General features: G+C 50.2%; 20 protein-coding genes. 9 read left to right on the forward strand and 11 right to left on the reverse strand.

Features of this window, described 5'->3' with window-relative positions; genetic code table 11:
* Positions 1-38: 38 nt before the first annotated feature.
* Genes NIG5292_RS10835 through flgB form a run of 3 tightly spaced genes read right to left on the reverse strand, consistent with a single transcriptional unit; the run spans position 39 to position 1,557 of the window.
* Positions 39-740, reverse strand: a complete 702-nt coding sequence (locus NIG5292_RS10835) for a flagellar hook assembly protein FlgD (RefSeq protein WP_048599562.1) — start codon at positions 738-740, stop codon at positions 39-41.
* Positions 741-754: 14 nt separating this feature from the next.
* Complete coding sequence (gene flgC / locus NIG5292_RS10840) at positions 755-1,171, reverse strand: flagellar basal body rod protein FlgC (RefSeq protein WP_048599563.1); 417 nt, start codon at positions 1,169-1,171, stop codon at positions 755-757.
* Positions 1,171-1,557, reverse strand: a complete 387-nt coding sequence (gene flgB, locus NIG5292_RS10845) for a flagellar basal body rod protein FlgB (protein WP_048599564.1) — start codon at positions 1,555-1,557, stop codon at positions 1,171-1,173. Before flgB ends, flgC begins: the two co-directional genes overlap by 1 nt.
* Positions 1,558-1,651: 94 nt before the next feature.
* On the opposite strand from flgB, the gene NIG5292_RS10850 reads away from it, so the two are divergent.
* The gene (locus tag NIG5292_RS10850; RefSeq protein ID WP_143081972.1) at positions 1,652-2,245 is read left to right on the forward strand and encodes a hypothetical protein; all 594 of its coding nucleotides are present in this window, start codon (positions 1,652-1,654) and stop codon (positions 2,243-2,245) included.
* 46 nt (positions 2,246-2,291) lie between these two features.
* Positions 2,292-2,642 carry a hypothetical protein gene (locus NIG5292_RS10855; RefSeq protein WP_048599566.1) on the forward strand — a complete coding sequence of 117 codons (351 nt, stop codon included), beginning with the start codon at positions 2,292-2,294 and terminating at the stop codon, positions 2,640-2,642.
* A 14-nt stretch (positions 2,643-2,656) separates the two neighbouring features.
* Here the strand turns inward: NIG5292_RS10855 and NIG5292_RS10860 are convergent, their stop codons facing one another.
* From NIG5292_RS10860 to flhA, 4 genes are read right to left on the reverse strand one after another with little or no spacing between them, the layout of a single operon-like run.
* Positions 2,657-3,391 carry a sigma-70 family RNA polymerase sigma factor gene (locus NIG5292_RS10860; RefSeq protein WP_048599567.1) on the reverse strand — a complete coding sequence of 245 codons (735 nt, stop codon included), beginning with the start codon at positions 3,389-3,391 and terminating at the stop codon, positions 2,657-2,659.
* Entirely contained in the window at positions 3,391-4,197 is an 807-nt protein-coding gene (locus tag NIG5292_RS10865) for a MinD/ParA family protein (RefSeq protein WP_048599568.1), read from the reverse strand. The genes NIG5292_RS10860 and NIG5292_RS10865 overlap by 1 nt, the downstream gene beginning before the upstream one ends.
* Positions 4,194-5,639: a hypothetical protein gene (locus NIG5292_RS10870; protein ID WP_143081973.1), complete on the reverse strand. Its 1,446-nt coding sequence runs from the start codon at positions 5,637-5,639 to the stop codon at positions 4,194-4,196. Before NIG5292_RS10870 ends, NIG5292_RS10865 begins: the two co-directional genes overlap by 4 nt.
* 11 nt (positions 5,640-5,650) lie before the next feature.
* A complete protein-coding gene (flhA, locus tag NIG5292_RS10875) occupies positions 5,651-7,813 on the reverse strand; it encodes a flagellar biosynthesis protein FlhA (protein WP_048599570.1) in 2,163 nt (720 codons plus the stop codon).
* Between the two features lie 262 nt (positions 7,814-8,075).
* On the opposite strand from flhA, the gene NIG5292_RS14500 reads away from it, so the two are divergent.
* The 6 genes from NIG5292_RS14500 to NIG5292_RS10905 are packed head-to-tail and all read left to right on the forward strand — an operon-like array spanning position 8,076 to position 11,641.
* Positions 8,076-8,624 (forward strand): LPP20 family lipoprotein, encoded by a 549-nt coding sequence (locus NIG5292_RS14500; RefSeq protein WP_053084897.1) that lies wholly within the window; start codon positions 8,076-8,078, stop codon positions 8,622-8,624.
* Positions 8,625-8,630: 6 nt separating this feature from the next.
* Positions 8,631-9,788, forward strand: a complete 1,158-nt coding sequence (locus NIG5292_RS15390) for a flagellar assembly protein T N-terminal domain-containing protein (RefSeq protein ID WP_048599571.1) — start codon at positions 8,631-8,633, stop codon at positions 9,786-9,788.
* Positions 9,785-10,516, forward strand: a complete 732-nt coding sequence (gene flgA, locus NIG5292_RS10890) for a flagellar basal body P-ring formation chaperone FlgA (protein WP_048599572.1) — start codon at positions 9,785-9,787, stop codon at positions 10,514-10,516. The genes NIG5292_RS15390 and flgA overlap by 4 nt, the downstream gene beginning before the upstream one ends.
* A 36-nt stretch (positions 10,517-10,552) precedes the next feature.
* Complete coding sequence (gene flgM / locus NIG5292_RS10895; RefSeq protein WP_048599573.1) at positions 10,553-10,855, forward strand: flagellar biosynthesis anti-sigma factor FlgM; 303 nt, start codon at positions 10,553-10,555, stop codon at positions 10,853-10,855.
* Between the two features lie 32 nt (positions 10,856-10,887).
* Positions 10,888-11,178: a hypothetical protein gene (locus NIG5292_RS10900; RefSeq protein WP_048599574.1), complete on the forward strand. Its 291-nt coding sequence runs from the start codon at positions 10,888-10,890 to the stop codon at positions 11,176-11,178.
* 31 nt (positions 11,179-11,209) lie between these two features.
* Entirely contained in the window at positions 11,210-11,641 is a 432-nt protein-coding gene (locus tag NIG5292_RS10905; protein WP_048599575.1) for a hypothetical protein, read from the forward strand.
* Here the strand turns inward: NIG5292_RS10905 and NIG5292_RS10910 are convergent.
* Positions 11,631-12,233 carry a hypothetical protein gene (locus tag NIG5292_RS10910; protein WP_143081975.1) on the reverse strand — a complete coding sequence of 201 codons (603 nt, stop codon included), beginning with the start codon at positions 12,231-12,233 and terminating at the stop codon, positions 11,631-11,633. The genes NIG5292_RS10905 and NIG5292_RS10910 overlap by 11 nt on opposite strands.
* A 41-nt stretch (positions 12,234-12,274) precedes the next feature.
* Positions 12,275-12,658, reverse strand: a complete 384-nt coding sequence (locus NIG5292_RS10915) for a hypothetical protein (protein WP_199555591.1) — start codon at positions 12,656-12,658, stop codon at positions 12,275-12,277.
* A gap of 255 nt (positions 12,659-12,913) precedes the next feature.
* On the opposite strand from NIG5292_RS10915, the gene NIG5292_RS10920 reads away from it, so the two are divergent.
* Positions 12,914-14,026: a sigma-54 interaction domain-containing protein gene (locus NIG5292_RS10920; protein ID WP_048599577.1), complete on the forward strand. Its 1,113-nt coding sequence runs from the start codon at positions 12,914-12,916 to the stop codon at positions 14,024-14,026.
* Here the strand turns inward: NIG5292_RS10920 and fliD are convergent.
* Together fliD and NIG5292_RS10930 are read right to left on the reverse strand one after the other, a co-directional pair.
* Complete coding sequence (gene fliD, locus NIG5292_RS10925; RefSeq protein ID WP_048599578.1) at positions 14,023-15,642, reverse strand: flagellar filament capping protein FliD; 1,620 nt, start codon at positions 15,640-15,642, stop codon at positions 14,023-14,025. The genes NIG5292_RS10920 and fliD overlap by 4 nt on opposite strands.
* 69 nt (positions 15,643-15,711) lie before the next feature.
* A complete protein-coding gene (locus NIG5292_RS10930) occupies positions 15,712-16,932 on the reverse strand; it encodes a flagellar motor protein MotB (protein WP_048599579.1) in 1,221 nt (406 codons plus the stop codon).
* Positions 16,933-16,951 lie beyond the last annotated feature (19 nt).

Here is a 16,951-nt window from a genome sequence, read left to right on the forward strand (position 1 = left end):
GTTCGTTGCGCTCAAACGAGCCATATTTTGCAGGTAAGTTATCGGATCCGGCTGATCGTACTTGCATCAATCGTGCCATAATCCTCAACATCAAGCGTCGCAGCGTCTGACGGATCGCCAAATGATGAAGCGGACAAGACCCGCGCATAAATTGATGGCCCCATTGTCTCCATGCCCTTACCGGTATTAGCGGATACGTCGACTTTGATTTTACGATTACCATCGCGCAGTTCTGTGGGAATATCTGTCCAGCTAAAGCCGACCAAACCCGTTCCTTGTGGGCCCAAATCTTCGCTGTGAAGCAACTCGCCAGAGCTGGCATCAGTAAACGTGACTCTTGAAGCACTCGCAGCTTGTGGCAGCTCAAAGACACCATGTATTTCACCGTTGTCATCCGGCCGCGCCATTGAACCAGGCACCAAGACGGATTGTCCCAAAAGGGTCGCAGCCGTTGCGATACGGGTCTTCTTCATTTCCCCCGACAAAGATTGAAGGTTTTGGTTTATCTCTTCGATCCCAGAAACTGTCGAAAACTGTGCCATTTGCGCGATAAAATCGCCGTTTTCCATTGGGGCGAACGGGTCTTGGTTTTGCAACTGCGCTGTCATCAGTTGCAGAAAATCATCTTGCCCCAGCTTATCGCCACTTGCGCGTTCCTCAGCACTCTTTTGGGTGCTGATGCCAAGCTTATCAAAAATCGCTTGCTGCGCAGCGACGCCTGAAGACTCTATATTTGACATCCTATTTTCCTTTGCTATCGCCCCATATTGACTGTGCGCATCATGAGTGAGCGCAAAGTCGATACAACTTCGAGATTGTTTTGGTACTGACGAGACGCCTCGAGCATCTCGACCATTTCTTCTTCGACATCGACCGAAGCCTGCCAAACAAAACCTTCCTCATCTGCCTTCGTATGCTCAGGCATGTAGACTTTGATTGGCTCGCGGTCTGAGGTTATAATTTCACGGACGTTGACGGTTGCAATACCGTTTTCAGAAGCTTGCTTTGCATACTCCGTCTCAAAAATTGGCTTGATCGTTTTGTAAGCCTCATCTGCACTTCCCGCGATGCTGCGCGCGTTTGCCACATTACTGGCGACAGTATTGAGGCGCGTCATTTGTGCGCTCATGGCGCGGCTGGCCACGTCAAAAATATTTGTAATATCAGTCATTATTCACCCTTAATCGCTGACAATAGGCCCGAGACTTTTCTGTTCATAAAAGTCAGCGAAGTCTGATAGCGCACAACGTTCTCAGAGAATTGCATTTGCTCAACAGCAAGCTCGACGGTGTTGCCGTCCAACGATGGATTCACTGGATCACGGTACTGAAGCCGATCGGCGCGCATGTTTACAGGTTGCGCCACATGACGTTCATTGGTGGTTGCAAGTGGGCCCGATGGCATTGCCTTTGCAAGTGTCGCTTCAAAGTCAATGTCCCGAGCCTTGAAATGCGGGGTCGCAGAGTTTGCAATGTTGGAGGCCAATATGTCGTTTCGCTTGGAGCGCAGCGCCAAAGCCTCGTCATGGATCCCAAAATGTTGTCTGATACCGTCCATCTGTATCTCGCTCGCTGAAAAAATTGAGGAAAAGTCCCCAAGTTGGAGCGTTATTTGCAAGTTGGATGCCAAACCAAACGACAGGACGAAAAAAATGCAAAATTCATCAAAATTAGCAGATGCAACTCCCCCCAGCGTCCCAGAATTATCGAGTGCAATGAAGCGCTTGAGGCTGAAGATTTTAAAGTCCGTAAAGCCGTACAAACTTGATGAGGCTTTGGGGAGCCTGCGCAGCCAGTTAAGTACAGAGAAGAACGAAACAAGCAGACTTGGATCACTTGCAGCACAGACGTGGCTGATACGTCAACGCCTGCAACATCTCGCTCTTGAACAACTCCCAACTGTTGAGGAGTGCCTTGATGCATTGGAACCAAAACCCAACAAACTGGCTTTGCTGAAAAAGGTGAAGCCCGAGGAGGCCCCAACCCCCGAGGTGAGTGCTAAGGCCGAAAGTCTTAACTGGGAAAAGGTGAAAATTCTTGAAGAGACGGTCGTGAACGGTATGCGTTTCTTTAAGGATTTCGTGATTGAAGTGAACGCAGAAGACGCCAAAAAATTGGTAGACGCTAAAAAGGCTGAAATTGTGTCGCAGGATGCACCAGCTAGCGCCGAGACCAGCGAAACAGAAGACACGCCCAAAAAGGCAGCAAAAAAGAACAAAAAAGAAGAAGCCCGAAAAGAGCGCTGATAAACCCGAGAAAGAAGCGTCGAAAGGCTAAGATGGAGATGGAAGCATGTTGAAACCAATCGCGGGCATATCGCTCCTGCTGTGTGTCATCTTTTTAGTGGCCACTTATGGCAAAGATCTAATGACGCGGTTTGAGCACCGTACTTTCGCCTGCAACTCACGCTTAACGGGTCCATTTGAATTGGTCGTCAACAAAGTACGGGTTGGCAATACAGTTCAATTGGTTCTGCCCCGCGAGACAACAGCACTGACAATTACTGGTATAACGGGCGACAATGTTATTGCTGTATCTGATGATTGGTCATTCAGCATTGATCTGGAAACAAACGAAGTGGTTGCCAGAGATCGAGCGGAATTGGCCATTACGCGCTGTCAGACAACCACATTTTCGATGTAATAACTTGTAAAATATTAGGCCGCGTCAGTGGCGTTCTCGCCCATGAAAACATTCATACCAGCGCGCAGATTGCCAATTGCAGATTTTTTGATCTGCGACACTCGGCCAGTAGTAACACCCAAAACCTCGGCAATCTCGTAAACATTTAATTCTTCGACATAATAGAGTTGCATTACCAACGCTTCGCGCTCGGAAAGCTTTTCCAGTTCAGCTCGCAGACCGCGCTTTACGTCTTGATTGCTAAGAGCCTCTTCTGGGTTCGCATCATCAGAAACGAACCAGATGGAATGTTCATCGTGCACTTCATCGATAGACTGGTGCAGGTTCGCCTCAAACGCCTGCTGCCACTTTCGCAACTCTTCAATCGAGAGTTCCATCTCTGATGCAACTTCGGTGTCAGAAGGATCACGCTGAAGTTTGCGTTCAAGATTTGAGATGACCTTATTAACTTTTTGCTTCATTGCAATCGTTGAGCGGCACAAGTTGGAGTTGCTCCGCAAGTAATCAACGATAGCGCCCCTTATGCGCACTTTGGCGTAGCTCGAGAAAGACACCCCAGGCTTTTTTACATATTTCTGGCTCGCGTCGATGAGGCCAAGATATCCGATTTGGATTAGATCATCGACTTCAACAGCCCCCTTAACCCGTCCATGAAAATAAAAGGCAATGCGGCGAACGGTCTGCACCTCGCCCTCTATCAGACTTTCTGCTGTCGGGTTTTGCTCGGCATAATGGTTGCGCATTGTCATCAAACACTCTCCCGTATCTTTGTACGTTCCGAGAAAAACCGAATGCCCTCGAAGGTGTTCACTGGCGCTCTTAAAACAGCTTGTGCCAGGTTCTTGAACGCCGTCAGCTCTTTGTCCGGTGTGTTGTTTTTGCGCGCAAGCAACGGAGTTCTCTGAACGACTGAACGCCGCATTGCCGCAGAAAATGGCACATGGCCCGCAAGCGTCAGTTCAACATCCAGAAAACGCGCAGTGATATTTCGGAATTTATCAAAGCTCCGTTTCGCATCTGTTGCGTCACGCGCCATATTGATCGCAATCGAGAAATGACGAAGCCCATGCTCTTGGTGGGCTGCCTTGATGACCGCATAGGCATCCATAAAACTCGTAGGCTCCGCGACGACAACAACCAGAACATGTTGTGACGCGGCGACGAATGATAATGCGTTATCGCTTGCACCCGCTGGGGCATCAGTAATCAGAACGTCTACCTCATCTTGTAAGGTATCAACGTTTCGGATCAGTTGCATGCGCTTGGCGTTATCAATATTGAGCATATCAACAAGACCGCTGCCGCCTGCCAACAAACGGACACCTTCAGGCCCCCTTTCAGCAACATCCTCAATTGGTATTGCCGACGATAACGCGTCTGAAAGCGTGTGCTTTGCATTCTGTCCCATCAAAATATGCGAGTTTGCCAATCCAAAATCTGCATCAAACAGGCAAACACGAAGACCTAGCCGCGCATACATCATCGAAAGGTTCACAGCGATGCACGTCTTGCCAACGCCACCCTTACCGCTCGCGATCGTAATAGTATGTGTCATTGCATCCGTTCCGTCTTTGCTTCAGGCCCATTTGCATCTGGCGATGCCAAGCAGCCTTTCAAATACTGTTCCATAATCGGCGAGGTCGCCTGAGCTAAATTTCCAACCAGCGATCGCGTACCGGCCAACCACCCGATCCGAGCATCATTATCGACGATTGTAGACAATTCAGGCAGTGCGCATTCAAATTCATCAAGCTTCGTCAAAACGACTTCCGGCTCAAGTATTGCTGACGTCTCAAGCGCATCAGATATGCGACCGCTCGACAGACCACTGCCCAGTGCCAAAACTACATGGCATCGTTTTCCAGCAAAATGCGCAACGACGTCCGGCCAGATTTGTGCTAGTTTATTTTGTGAACATGCAAGATCAACGATTGTGGTTTCGCGATCACGCGGTGTCCCCCAAGCTTCAACTCGATCAATCATCCAACGGGTAGTTGGCACATTTATCAGCCGCCCAAGGCTGCTCAATAGATCAATTGAAGGTGTCTGATCATCTTCAAGACTCACAAGAGAAACAGTGCGGTTTTCACGGGTCTCACGCATCAAAGCGGCGAATTTTGCGGCTAGCGTTGTCTTACCGCTTCCAGACGACCCAACGACGAAAAGCAGATCTGCATCTAATGCGGTACCACCACTTGGCCCGACCATCTCGGAAGCTAACGCATGGGCCAGCTCAAGTGTTGTCGGTGTCACACCGTTATCAGAAAGCTGCGAAACGACCCGGTGCACGATCGCATCCGACATTCCCGCCTTAGTGAAATCTTGCCCATTATAGGCAGGTGGCTCTTTCGGTGAAATTACTGGTGGCAATTTTGGCAGCCCCAGCGATGCCTCCAGACGCTGCAACCTATCGCCAATCTCTTCCAACTTACTTGTGACGCCCTGACTTTCTTTAGCGTCGCGCGCATGTGCGCTTTGCTGAATCACCTCTTCCGGTGACGTCGGTTGATCCTTCGCATGCTCGGACGCACTGCTGCCCTCGGCTTCAGTTCGAGTACTGCTAAAAACGACCGCATCAGACTCCGGTTCAGCCAAGCTGCCTTTATTGCCTGTCAATTCGTCTTTTGGCGCGGGAATGGAATGAGCAGTAGACCGCACATCAACTTTCTCCATCAAGCCACCGTCAACAGAAACCAAAGTAGGTCGTTCTGCTTTAGGTGCGGGCCCTTCGGGAATTGCAACATCAGCGCCACCCAAAGCTGCAACCAGCGCCGTCTTCTGCGCGCCTGAAAACTGACGTTCTAATTCATCTTCAAAAACAGTCTTTACTGAGCTTAATCGTTTTGGAGCCGAAGTAGCCGGCTCGTTAGTCGCTTTAATTTGAATCATGCCGTCTTTCTGACTGGTCGACAGAATGTAAGCACCATCCCCCAACTGGCGGATAACTTCGTCCATAGCGAGCGCACTATCTGGCGCCATTACAGTAATTGTAGGCATGTCGATTTACCTCAGACAGTTTCAGGTTCATGTTGCATTGTGGAGGTTTCGTTTGATGCGCTGCCGTCTTTGCCAAGTGCATCGAAACCACCAATTGTGCTGTAGACTTCAACACGGCGATTTTCAGGAAGTTCTGTGAAGCTCAAAATGATCATGTCAGGAATATGTGAGCGGACAAAATCGGAGAAGACTCTGCGAATTTGCGGCGCCACGACCATAATGGCTGGACGGCCCTCCGCGCTTAGTTTTTCGCTGCTGTCATTGATTGCGCGCATCAACTGCTCGGCCAAACTACCTTCCAAGATCAGTTCGCCCTCGCCATTTTGACGGTGGGTCCGAAGCATCAACTGCTCCAACTCTGGCGTAAGCGTCATCAAAGGCAACACGGTTCCAAGAGGTGAAACTTGCTGGATCAGTAACGGAGCCAAAGTGGGGCGTAAGGCCTCTGCCATTTCATTTGGGCCCATATTTGGCCCGACTAGATTGGACAGCCCTTCAAGAATGCGGCGCAAATCGGAAATTGGGATACGCTCCGACAGAAGCCTACGCAGCACCAAGGTCAGAATATGTAGCGGCACCAGCTTTGGAACAATCGACTTTACTAGGTTTGGGCTGGCCTCAGCGAGCTGATCCAAAAGCGCCTGAACATCGTCTTGTCCCACCAAGTCCGCTGCGTGTTTATGCAACAACTGGCTCAAATGGGTCGAAATAACAGACTCTGGTTCAATTACGACATAGTCGTTCGCCTCAGCTTCCGCTTGTTGTTGAGGTCGGATCCAAACCGCATCCATACCAAATGACGGGTCTTTTACCTCAATGCCCTCAAGCTTAACGCGCGCATCATCACCCGGTAACGCCAGTTTGCGATCGGGGTATGCCACATCTTCACCCACAATCGTCTGACCAACCCGAATGCGATACTGATTGGGCTCAAGCGCCAAATCATCCCGAATTCGCACCCCAGGGATTACAAATCCAAGTCCGCGCGAAACCTCTCGCCGGATACCTGTAACGCGGCTGACCAAAGAACCCGACTGCTCCTGATCCACCATGTTAATCAGACCGTAGCCAAGCTGCATGGAGACGGCAGAGTAATCAGTCACATCTGCAAGCAGCACCGCATCACTATCACCTTCCACGGCATCTTCAGCCTCATCTTCCGCGGCCTCTTCTTCATCGATGGCAAGCATCTCTTTTTGCCGTGCAATATACGCCGCACCCGCTGCTCCGAGCGCAAAGAACATGAAGAGTTCGTTTGGCATACCGGGGACCAGCCCCAAAATGAAAATAACCGCCGCCGTGGGTAGCCAAGCGCGAGACAGGTTAACCTGCCCACCAATATGCTGCGCCATGTCTTGTGTGGAGGACACGCGGGTGACGATGATTGCCGTAGCGATAGAAAGCAAAAGAGACGGGATCTGGGCGACCAAACCATCACCAATGGACAGCAGAATGTAGGTCTGTGCAGCGTCACCAACAGCCATCTGGTGCTGAGCAACACCAATGATCAAACCGCCGACGATATTGATCGCCAAAATAAGCAAACCAGCGATCGCATCGCCTTTAACGAACTTAGACGCACCATCCATCGATCCGTAAAAGTCGGCCTCATCGGCCACTTCTTGGCGGCGTGCTGTGGCCTCTTCGGGAGACATGATGCCTGCGTTTAGATCCGCATCGATGGCCATTTGCTTGCCCGGCATCGCATCAAGCGTAAAGCGTGCCGTAACTTCAGACACACGCCCCGCACCTTTGGTAATAACGACGAGGTTAATGATAACCAAAATGATAAATACAAAAATACCAACAGCATAATTGCCAGCCACAACAAACTCGCCAAAAGCCTGAATGACCTTACCTGCGGCGTCTCCCCCTGAATGGCCCTCACTTAGGACGATACGTGTTGATGCAACGTTCAGCGCCAAGCGCAAAACCGTCGCGATCAAGATCAAGTTTGGAAATGACGAAAAGTCCAATGGCCTGTGTGTGTGCAATGCGACCATAAGGATCAGCAGTGACAACAAAATGTTCACAACAAAAAATGTATCCAGAAGGAAAACCGGTAGCGGCAGAACCATCATTGCAACGAGCACAAGAATACCGACAGGCAGTACCGCACCGCCCAACGCCGATTTCGCATCATCCAGTAGTGCCGTGTTACGTGTCAATTCCATGACAGCCTCCGCATGTCCGAAAACTGACGATCCGAAATAGTAACCGCGGGCTCACGCTCGTGTTTTGCCTTGATATGTTGCTGTTGCGTCAAAGATCGTTGCCTTAGTTTTCCTCCCACCGAACGTGGTGGGCAGACCTAAGATGCAAGCCCTGTGCCAAGTTAACGAACATCACCCTATGTGACCGCTTCGCAACTGAACTGACAGGTCTGGCACATTTCATGCAGTGTCCTGGCAACAGCTATTTTACAGGAGCCCTCTCATGAGCTGCAAATTTTATACCTCGAGCACGCTATCTTTGCGCAAAGCTATGTTGGCCGGCACCGCAGGGTTGGTTTTGTCTGGATGTGAAATGACAGTCGCAGACATGTTTGCGCCGGCACCCGCAAAGTCACACCAACAGCTTACGTCAGAGGCACAAGCGCAACAGCTTACTCACACGAAACAAGTGCTAGATGTAAGCACAGTCAAGACAGCACCAACGCCAACGATTGGCGCAATTGGATATTCTGTAATTTCATCGCAACCAGGCAAGACGCTAAACCAGCGACGCCTCATGGCGATCCGTGCTGCGCGAATGGATGCAATGCGCACCTTGGCTGAACAGATCCACGGGCTTACGATCGAAGGGGAAACGCAGCTTTCTGAAGCCGTGTTACAATCTGACACTTTGCGCGCTAGCGTGAGCGGTGCAATCCGCGGTGCACGTACCGTCAAAATCGAACCTCGCGGCACTGATACATATGCAGTTCAGCTTGAGATGGATCGAATGACAATCAATCAAATTTTCAAAGCATATCGTCGCCGGTAAAGCCCAATGCCTGCAACTTTTCTAAATGGTGTTCCCACGATTGCGCGCACATTCATTGCGTGCATTTGCTTTGTTATCGCACCACTTCATGTATCAGCGAATGACATCATAACCGTAGAAACATCAGGACAAGCAGTTGCAACAGGTGCAGCGTCCGACGCGCATCTTGAACGACGGGCTCTACAAGAAGCACTCTATCAAGCGGCGCTCAAAGGTGGGGCACAGGTAAGTGGGTACAGCGCTATTTCTCAATCGGTTCTTCGCAGCGACGTTCTCGTGGTTAGACCAGAGTCTAGAATTTTGGACTACACAGTGCTGTCTCGCAAAACCTCATCGAAGCGCTCCGTCGTCAAGGTTCGCGCTGTCGTAGGCCAACTTGATGACACAAAAACCTGTCAAAGACGGGCCCAACTCAGTGTAGTTGTTCACAAACCTTCTATGGCCCTTGCCCAGGCGGTGCCCGCATGGGTCCCAAACATGCAACCTTATATCGAAAATGCGGTCACCGAAGCGCTAGACAATACGAATCGCGTTTCAACTATCTCACCTAACATCACACCGAGACAGACAAGCCTTGCCGCTGAATTTAGTTATACTGCGCTGACCCAGGGGGTGGCCGTAGCGCCAGAGGTCACGCCTATAGCTGAGCGACACGCCTTAAACCTGCGCACGCGTGTTGAAATCGGCAGCCCAACCTTATCTAACAGCGAAGAATGGTTACCAGTTAAAGTAACAGTAGCGTTGGAGAATAACCCCTTTGACACGAACACTTTGCACGCCAGTCACGATTATAAGCTCATTTTGAAAAAGCGCGGCCCGTTGAGCAGCCTGCTAAAACCTCTCGGCGACATACGGCAGACTGCGCCGAAAACCGTTGCAAAAATCACAACACAACTGGTCGCGGATTTAGTCGATAAACGGGCTTGCCAGACCCTCGCTGGGCAGATGACAGTACGCGGTGGCAAGCTGACGATCCCATTTGGCCGTCTTGATGGCCTAAGTACTCATCACCTCGCCTACACCGACGGACGTGATACAGCCTACGAGATACTGGAAATCACTTCTATTGCAGATCATGAGGCTACCCTGCGACCGCTCGATAGTGCGACGAATGCCAAAGAGTTAGCTGGCAAAGCCGTACAATTCATGGAGCTAAAGAGATGAAACTCAAAATATTCATGGAATTCGGACTGGCATCTTTTTTTGCTCTTTCTGTCATGAGTACACAGGGCTTTGCGTCTGACGTCATAACCGGCCTTGATGTCAAACAAGCGGTCATAGACCGATTGGCTGACGATGGCGTCATTGCGAAGCCTCATATTTCTGAACGCCGACGTTACTATAGCTGCGATGCGGAGCTGAAAGTGACCCCGAAATTTGACGACAATTGGGATACCGCACGAGTCGTATGCCCTCAAGTTGGTCAAGAGTGGCATATCCTAGTGCGTACAGGTGCAATTACGACGCCCGATACACCAGACACCAATGATAGCGAAGTAGCAGGTCCAGAAGTTGTGGTGCTCCTTGCAAGCGTAAAGCGTGGCGCAATCATTACCGACGACATCGTTGCATTAACGCCAGCACCCGCAGGCAGCCGACTAGGAAGCTTTTACCGTATAGAAGATGTAATTGGCCGCCGAGCCAAGCAAAGCATAAGTGCGATGCAGCCCCTGAAAGCACGTCACCTCGAACATCAATGGGCTGTACAGTCTGGCCAGCCTGTGCAAATCATTCAGCGCCTGAACGGGTTTGAAGTATCGAGCGTTGGAAAAATACTTGAAGATGCGCAAATTGGCGATATCGTGACAGTTGTGAACAGTCGATCTGGCAAAGAAATCAGCGCCTTAGTCGAAAGTTCAAAAAAAGTGTCTCCAATAGCTAACATCAACTGATCTTGCGTCGTTAGTTGGGATACGAAGGAGAATGTGATGGTAGATTTCATCAAACACAATCTAAGACAAATGAGCGCCCCGGCGCCTCAAAGCGCAAGTCATGCCTCCAACCGGACGGGGGCAGCACCTGTTGCCGCTGTTACAGATGTAGCAAAATCTGTAGATGACGGACAATTGTCGCTAAAGGCATCGGTGTCGAAAATGTCAGAGACACCACCAATCGATATGGAAGCAGTAAGCCGTATCAAACAAGCGATCGCAAATGGGGAGTACCCTATTAATTTGGGCCTCGTATCTGAGCGCCTTATGGAAAGCTACTTCGAAATGAAGGGTGAATAGGCCTTTGGTTGTAGACTGAGGAAAGTTGTAAAATGCAGCTCGAAACAGCTCTAAAACGCTTAGACATACTTGTGGGGCAGCTGTCTGCGACCACAACCGCGCCAGCAGACTTATCTGAGGCGTGGACAGAAATTGACGACCTCTTAAAGAGTGTCATTGCCCCCGCCATTAAAAGTGGTGGGTCTTTGCCTTTGGAGGAAGAGGCAAAAGCAGAGATCGGAAATTTAATTTCTGAAATAGCGGCTTTGGAACAGAAGTTGCAGATAAAAGCGCGAGCACTTGACACATTCGCGCCACGTAAAAATAGCGACGATCCGGTGTAAAACTGCTCACAAAGGCAGGAGTATATCGGCAATGATCTTAACCCAATTCGACCCACAGACCGTTTATGCGATCGCGGCTATCTTATCAGGTACGGCTGCGATCTGCGTTGGCGTTGCCATGGTTCGCATCAAACGCTCACATCGCGCGAAAACAGGCATGACTGAAGCCATCTATCAGATTTCCCAAAATCTTGCTGAATTACAGCACGCAGTTAGCGCTCTCGCACAACAAATCGATGATCAGCAAATGTGGTCTGGAAAACAGCAGAAAACGAAGCAACCTGCTACAAAAGTTGATCGGGCGATAACACTTGCCGAACTTGGCGTAAGCGCGTCAAACATTCAGCAAGAAACTGGACTGCCTGAAATAGATGTGTCTGCAATTATCAGATTTCACACCACCTCACGTTCAGATCAAAGCCCTGATCGCGCAACCCACGACGAAGCGGTTTCTATTCAATAGTATCCTGAGAAGGTTGCGCTGCAAATTCTGAACTTTCAAAATCATCAAGTGCGCGTCGTTGTGCAGCGATAAGCGCTTCTGGCTCCAACAGTGCTGTCATAGCAGCTGTCCCGTCATTGGCGCCTCTCAGACCAAGCGCCTGACCGATTGAATACCAGACATATGCTGTTTCTATGTCCGGCTCGATCAAAAAGTTAGCATGCAAGCCAGCGTATTTCATAATCGCACGTTTGTTCCCAACGGCAAGCTGCTGATTCAAACGCTCGCTGATACGCTCGTAAATTTCAGTCTGAACTGGCGGCGGCAATAGATCAGATAACTCGTCCACCATTGGTTCTGCCCGTTGCTCGTTACCAAGCAAAGACAACACAAACCAGAAGTACGCGTCCTCGTAGTTCTTGGGTCGACCAAGACCTGCTTTCAAAAGGAGCGCCAGATTAAATTGTGCATCAGCCTCCCCCTGCTCTGAGAGGTCACGAAATATATCAACTGCGGAACCATACTCTTTGGCACGCACGGCTTCTACTGCCTGTGCAAATAGGGCATCGGTGGCTTGTGAATGCCCCATCGCCTTTGTTGCGGGGCTCGACACAATTAGCGCCAATCCAGCAACTATAATTACTTGAAGTACCTTCACTTACCCGCCACCATTACCAGCTGTAAGTAGAGCACGCGAGATTTGAACTTTGAGCCCTCTTGTCTTTCGTAAACAACGATCTTGGGGCGATCAGCAACAGACTTCGTCACTTCAATGAACATTGTTTGCGGCAAATGAACACCACCGTTCTCTAGCGCTCCGAGCGGATCAATACTGAAATATTGTTCAAAATCAGGGTCAAGCCATGATCGAGCCAATGCGCGCCCTAAAATGTCAGGAAGGCGGTTGCGGACCTCTTCGCGGTCGCGGAGTGTAACATCCTCACCTGCTAGCAGCATTCCACCGGGCACGCTACTTCCGCCCGCAACCATACTGGTTGAAGGTGTTGATACTGGAACAAGCGCGGTTGATCTACTCACTGTCATCTTGGGCCTTCTCTATCCAACAATATGACGAATCCTACTAATGGCAATAGCTTAATAGAGCATTACTTTTAGCGAAAAATATAATTAATTTCACTCTCAAACGATCGTAAACTTCACTTATGCGGATAAGACGCAGCTGTCAAAAGATACCCCTTCAGTTCCGTAAAGACACCTATTGTTAATTATTATTAATTGTAACGTCTACATGAGAAAAAATTCACAAGAGTATTGCTTGCCTCAGGAAACTTCATGAACCACGTATCTCAAACGGCAACGTCAAAGATAATTATCGGACATGCTGCCAGTACCCTTGAGATGAAACGGCTCATCGAAACGGTAGCACCATCGGCTGGACCGGTTTTGGTATCGGGACCGACAGGGGCGGGCAAAGAGCTCGTCGCACAAGCACTTCACGAAGACAGCGGTCGATCCGGTGAGTTGGTTGCCGTCAACTGTGCCGCCATCCCCGCCGAATTGATGGAGTCTGAGCTGTTTGGATACGAAAAAGGGGCATTTACCGGAGCAGATAAACGTCGAGCTGGCAGATTTGAACAGTCTGATAAGGGGACGCTTTTCCTCGATGAAATCGGGGATATGCCGCCGAGCCTTCAAACGAAACTGTTGCGTGTCTTGGAGTCACACACCGTGCGTCGCGTTGGCGGTTCAGCAGAAATTCCACTTGATTTAAGGCTGGTTTGCGCCACCCACAAAGATCTTCGCGAGATGGTAGAAAATGGTAGCTTTCGGGCAGACCTTTACTACCGCCTGAATGTGTTTCCAATCGACGTACCACCACTGGCCGAACGCACAGATGATATCGAAGCGATCTTAAAATCCCTTGTAGCCAAACATCACAAACGCAATCCGTCCATAAAGCCGCCTCTTTTTGCAGACTCCGCGTACAAAGCGCTGCTCGCATATGACTGGCCAGGAAACGTCAGAGAACTCAGGAACGTAATTGATCGTGCTTTCGTTTTGTTTGGCGGATGCGAAGTGACTGGACAACATGTACGAGAAAATTTGTTGTCCCTGCGCCTACCCAACGAGATAAACCCGATCGAACGCGATGCACTCTGGGAGGCAACTGCGGATCTGTTTGGTAACCCCGGGCCGGAACTGCCGAGTTACAGCTCAGAACCCCCAAAACCTGAAGACTATAAACCTTGGTTCTCACATCACGATCAAATTGACCTGCGCGGGCATCTTCGTGATATTGAAGTGGTCTTGATTGAAGCCGCCTTGGGTGTAAGCGACGGAATGGTCAGCCATGCTGCTGATAAGCTGAGCATTGGTCGGACCACCTTAATCGAGAAAATGAAGAAGTTGGTTATCGATAAAAATGGCGACGGGATGTCGACCTAGTCATCTTTGCTCCATGCGTCCATCATACTCGTAATATATTCGCCAGTAGATTTAAGACGCGTAACCGCTTGCTCCATCTTGGCAAACTTTTCCATCTGTCGTGCTTCTAACAATAGTGCGCGTTCATCGAGTTCAGCGAGTTCATTGCGGTACCCTGATGCACGTTCAGTATAAGCTGCCTCTTTGGTGGCCACGTCGCCCCGCGCACTGAGTAATTCTTTGAGGTAGGCCTCAACCCTATCAACAAATGACAAGCCAAGACTGACACTGGCGTCAGATGCCACCCCGTCCAAAACAGTCACACTAACGCCCTCAAATACGCCGGTGCTGCGATAAAATTCACGCTGGCCATCCGCATTGGTGCGCCCGTACAGCGCCTCACCGTTTAACGTCGCAGTTTGAGTGTTGTCATCATAAACAAAGTCAAATGTACCGGCAGAAGGATAGGTTCCATTGGCTAGGCTAACATCCATGTTGGGCACATCGATACTTCCCGTCGAACTGAACAAAGCTTGAAACTTTTCTGGCTCTGTATCGAGCACGTCCATCAACTTTTCCGAGTCTAGACTAAGTGTACCGTCGAGCTCGGTCTGTATTCCGATTTCACTTAAGTAGACAGGATCCGCCCCAAACCCATTAAGAGGCTCGGTGGTGAAATTCATTAGATCCCGCTTAATCGCTTCAATAACCGGCTCACCCGCAAGCGGACCAGGTTCTGCGCCATTTACCCCGCGAGCCGTCGCCGTATCGATGTAATTACGAAGCGTGTTAATCTGTGAAATAAGCGCCTCCACAGATGCCTTGGCACTTTCAGTATCTTTCGCAACACTGATGGATTGATCGAAACTTGTGACGCCGCGAAGTGTGATTTCAGCACCCGCAACAACGTCCTCCAGAACATTGCTAGGCCGCTCAACAGAAATTCCGTTAACACGGAGCTGCGCATTCAAGGCAGCACTTACCTCACTGGAGCCATCAGTCGTATCAAACGCCGCCAAGTTGCTAGAGGACGCAGTAAGCCGCAAAGAATTACTTGCGCCGGTCTCCGACACCATACTCAATGAAAAGCTACCATCGCCCTTATCGACAACTTCAGCAGTAACGCCATCCAGTGCAGTTAGCTGTGCAGCCAAATCGGATAGAGTTGTGTCTGCCGTAACAGTCACTGATTGCGGAGTTACATCTTGATTAGCGGTGAAGGTTCCACCACTCCATTTTCCGATATCAACTGTGATAGTGCCGGCAGCTAAAGTATCGTCCGCGCCGTCGAAATTCGGAAATTCCAAGACTTGAGGCGCAGCAAGTTGGGTGACAGCAACTTGGGTGCTTTTTTCTTCGAGTGCATGCTCATCAGTGACGCGTAGCGCGATATCTGCGCTAGAACTTTGCGCGCGATACAAGCCACCGTTCCCAGCGTTCTCAAAAATTCCCTGCACCGCGTCCATCCGCGAGCGCATCAACGCAATTTCAGAAACTGATAGCTCGTTGGCGCTAGATTTTTCATTCACCAGTGCCTTTGCAGGCTCGATCTCGGCGTCCACGATGCTGGTAACAAGCTGGGTTACGTTCAACCCAGAGCCTTTGGAATTGAGGGTGCTCAAATAGTCTACTGTCATCGGTCAAACCCTTCTCATCGTCGTTATCTACAACGACTCGTTAGCAGCAAAGTTTATAGCCACGGCACGCTAGTAGCTGATCTCAATCTCAATACGGCGGTTCTTCTCGCGGCCAGCGGCAGTTGCGTTGCTTTCAAGAGGTGCAGTTTCACCCAAGCTGACAGCTTTCATTTTCCCAGGCTCAACAAGACCCGTTGCTTGCATAGATTGAACGACGCTAGCAGCGCGGGCAGCAGCGAGATCCCAGTTGTCGCGAAACAGGCCACCTGAAATTGGCACATCATCTGTATGGCCAGTCACAGTAACCTCGCTGTCACCAGTCATTGACGCAAACGCGACGCGGCTTAAGATTTCATTGGCGTCGACTGTCAAATCAGCAGACCCCGACGGGAAGGCTCCACCAGCGCCAATCGTTAAGAAAATGGAATCTTCACGTTGCTCGACCTCAACGAGGCCCTGCGCGATTTCCTCACTCAACAAAACTGCCAAACGGTCTTCGGTTAAGCTGGCGCTCTCGACTGCTGCTGCGCGCTGCTGTTCTTGCTGCACCTCTTCATCGGTGGGCCCTGCGTTCTCACGGTCTGCCGAGGCGGCCTGTGCCAGTTCTTTGAGTTGTTCTTCAAGTCCACCGAACAAAACTTCGCTGTCTGCTTGGCCACTTGCGTTGCGTGCCTCAGCAAGGGCTGCGAGCGTCTCTTCCAGCAAACTCGGCAAGTCTTTTGGCTCTGTGTTCTCGGAAGGAAAGTTGATAACGACGTTATCGCCCATCATTTCAACGGATACGTCGCCGCTCGCGACAGCTTGCTGCAATGCCTCGCCAAGTTCAGCAGCATTTATCTCAGCGGCAGTTTTCTCACCTTCATTCTCACCAGCCTGTCCAGAACCCTCCTCTGTGCCAGCTTGGTCAGAATTATCACCATCTACTGCATCTTCCTGTTTGCTATCGACCTGCACCTCGGGTTTTTGAACTTCAGTGGTCTCTTGTGTCATTTCTTGAGTAACCGAAGGGCTGGGTGACGGACTGAACTCCATCGAAATGACTGTTGTTCCTTTTGGCTGCTCCACAACGGGAACAACTTTTTGCACACCAAAAGCATTCTTGAGAGAGCCGGAAATCATTTTGAACTTAGGCGTGTTGAACTCAGCAAACGACAAAATCAGAACAAAGAACGCCATCAAGAGAGTCGCCATGTCCGCAAAGGTAGCCATCCATGCAGGCGCACCCACAGGCGGACACTTGGGACATTCCTCTTCTTCCTGCTCTTCTTCTGGCTCGATTGCTTCTGCCATATCTGGGCTCCCTCAGTGC

The organism is Nereida ignava (genome assembly GCF_001049735.1).
In the GTDB taxonomy this organism is placed as follows: Bacteria; Pseudomonadota; Alphaproteobacteria; order Rhodobacterales; family Rhodobacteraceae; genus Nereida; species Nereida ignava.

Coding starts and splice junctions, on each gene's coding strand:
- NIG5292_RS10835 (WP_048599562.1), bottom strand. CDS start 740: ATGTCAAATATAGAGTCTTCAGGCGTCGCTGCGCAGCAAGCGATTTTT.
- flgC (WP_048599563.1), bottom strand. CDS start 1,171: ATGACTGATATTACAAATATTTTTGACGTGGCCAGCCGCGCCATGAGC.
- flgB (WP_048599564.1), bottom strand. CDS start 1,557: ATGGACGGTATCAGACAACATTTTGGGATCCATGACGAGGCTTTGGCG.
- NIG5292_RS10850 (WP_143081972.1), top strand. CDS start 1,652: ATGCAAAATTCATCAAAATTAGCAGATGCAACTCCCCCCAGCGTCCCA.
- NIG5292_RS10855 (WP_048599566.1), top strand. CDS start 2,292: ATGTTGAAACCAATCGCGGGCATATCGCTCCTGCTGTGTGTCATCTTT.
- NIG5292_RS10860 (WP_048599567.1), bottom strand. CDS start 3,391: ATGACAATGCGCAACCATTATGCCGAGCAAAACCCGACAGCAGAAAGT.
- NIG5292_RS10865 (WP_048599568.1), bottom strand. CDS start 4,197: ATGACACATACTATTACGATCGCGAGCGGTAAGGGTGGCGTTGGCAAG.
- NIG5292_RS10870 (WP_143081973.1), bottom strand. CDS start 5,639: ATGCCTACAATTACTGTAATGGCGCCAGATAGTGCGCTCGCTATGGAC.
- flhA (WP_048599570.1), bottom strand. CDS start 7,813: ATGGAATTGACACGTAACACGGCACTACTGGATGATGCGAAATCGGCG.
- NIG5292_RS14500 (WP_053084897.1), top strand. CDS start 8,076: ATGAGCTGCAAATTTTATACCTCGAGCACGCTATCTTTGCGCAAAGCT.
- NIG5292_RS15390 (WP_048599571.1), top strand. CDS start 8,631: ATGCCTGCAACTTTTCTAAATGGTGTTCCCACGATTGCGCGCACATTC.
- flgA (WP_048599572.1), top strand. CDS start 9,785: ATGAAACTCAAAATATTCATGGAATTCGGACTGGCATCTTTTTTTGCT.
- flgM (WP_048599573.1), top strand. CDS start 10,553: ATGGTAGATTTCATCAAACACAATCTAAGACAAATGAGCGCCCCGGCG.
- NIG5292_RS10900 (WP_048599574.1), top strand. CDS start 10,888: ATGCAGCTCGAAACAGCTCTAAAACGCTTAGACATACTTGTGGGGCAG.
- NIG5292_RS10905 (WP_048599575.1), top strand. CDS start 11,210: ATGATCTTAACCCAATTCGACCCACAGACCGTTTATGCGATCGCGGCT.
- NIG5292_RS10920 (WP_048599577.1), top strand. CDS start 12,914: ATGAACCACGTATCTCAAACGGCAACGTCAAAGATAATTATCGGACAT.
- fliD (WP_048599578.1), bottom strand. CDS start 15,642: ATGACAGTAGACTATTTGAGCACCCTCAATTCCAAAGGCTCTGGGTTG.
- NIG5292_RS10930 (WP_048599579.1), bottom strand. CDS start 16,932: ATGGCAGAAGCAATCGAGCCAGAAGAAGAGCAGGAAGAAGAGGAATGT.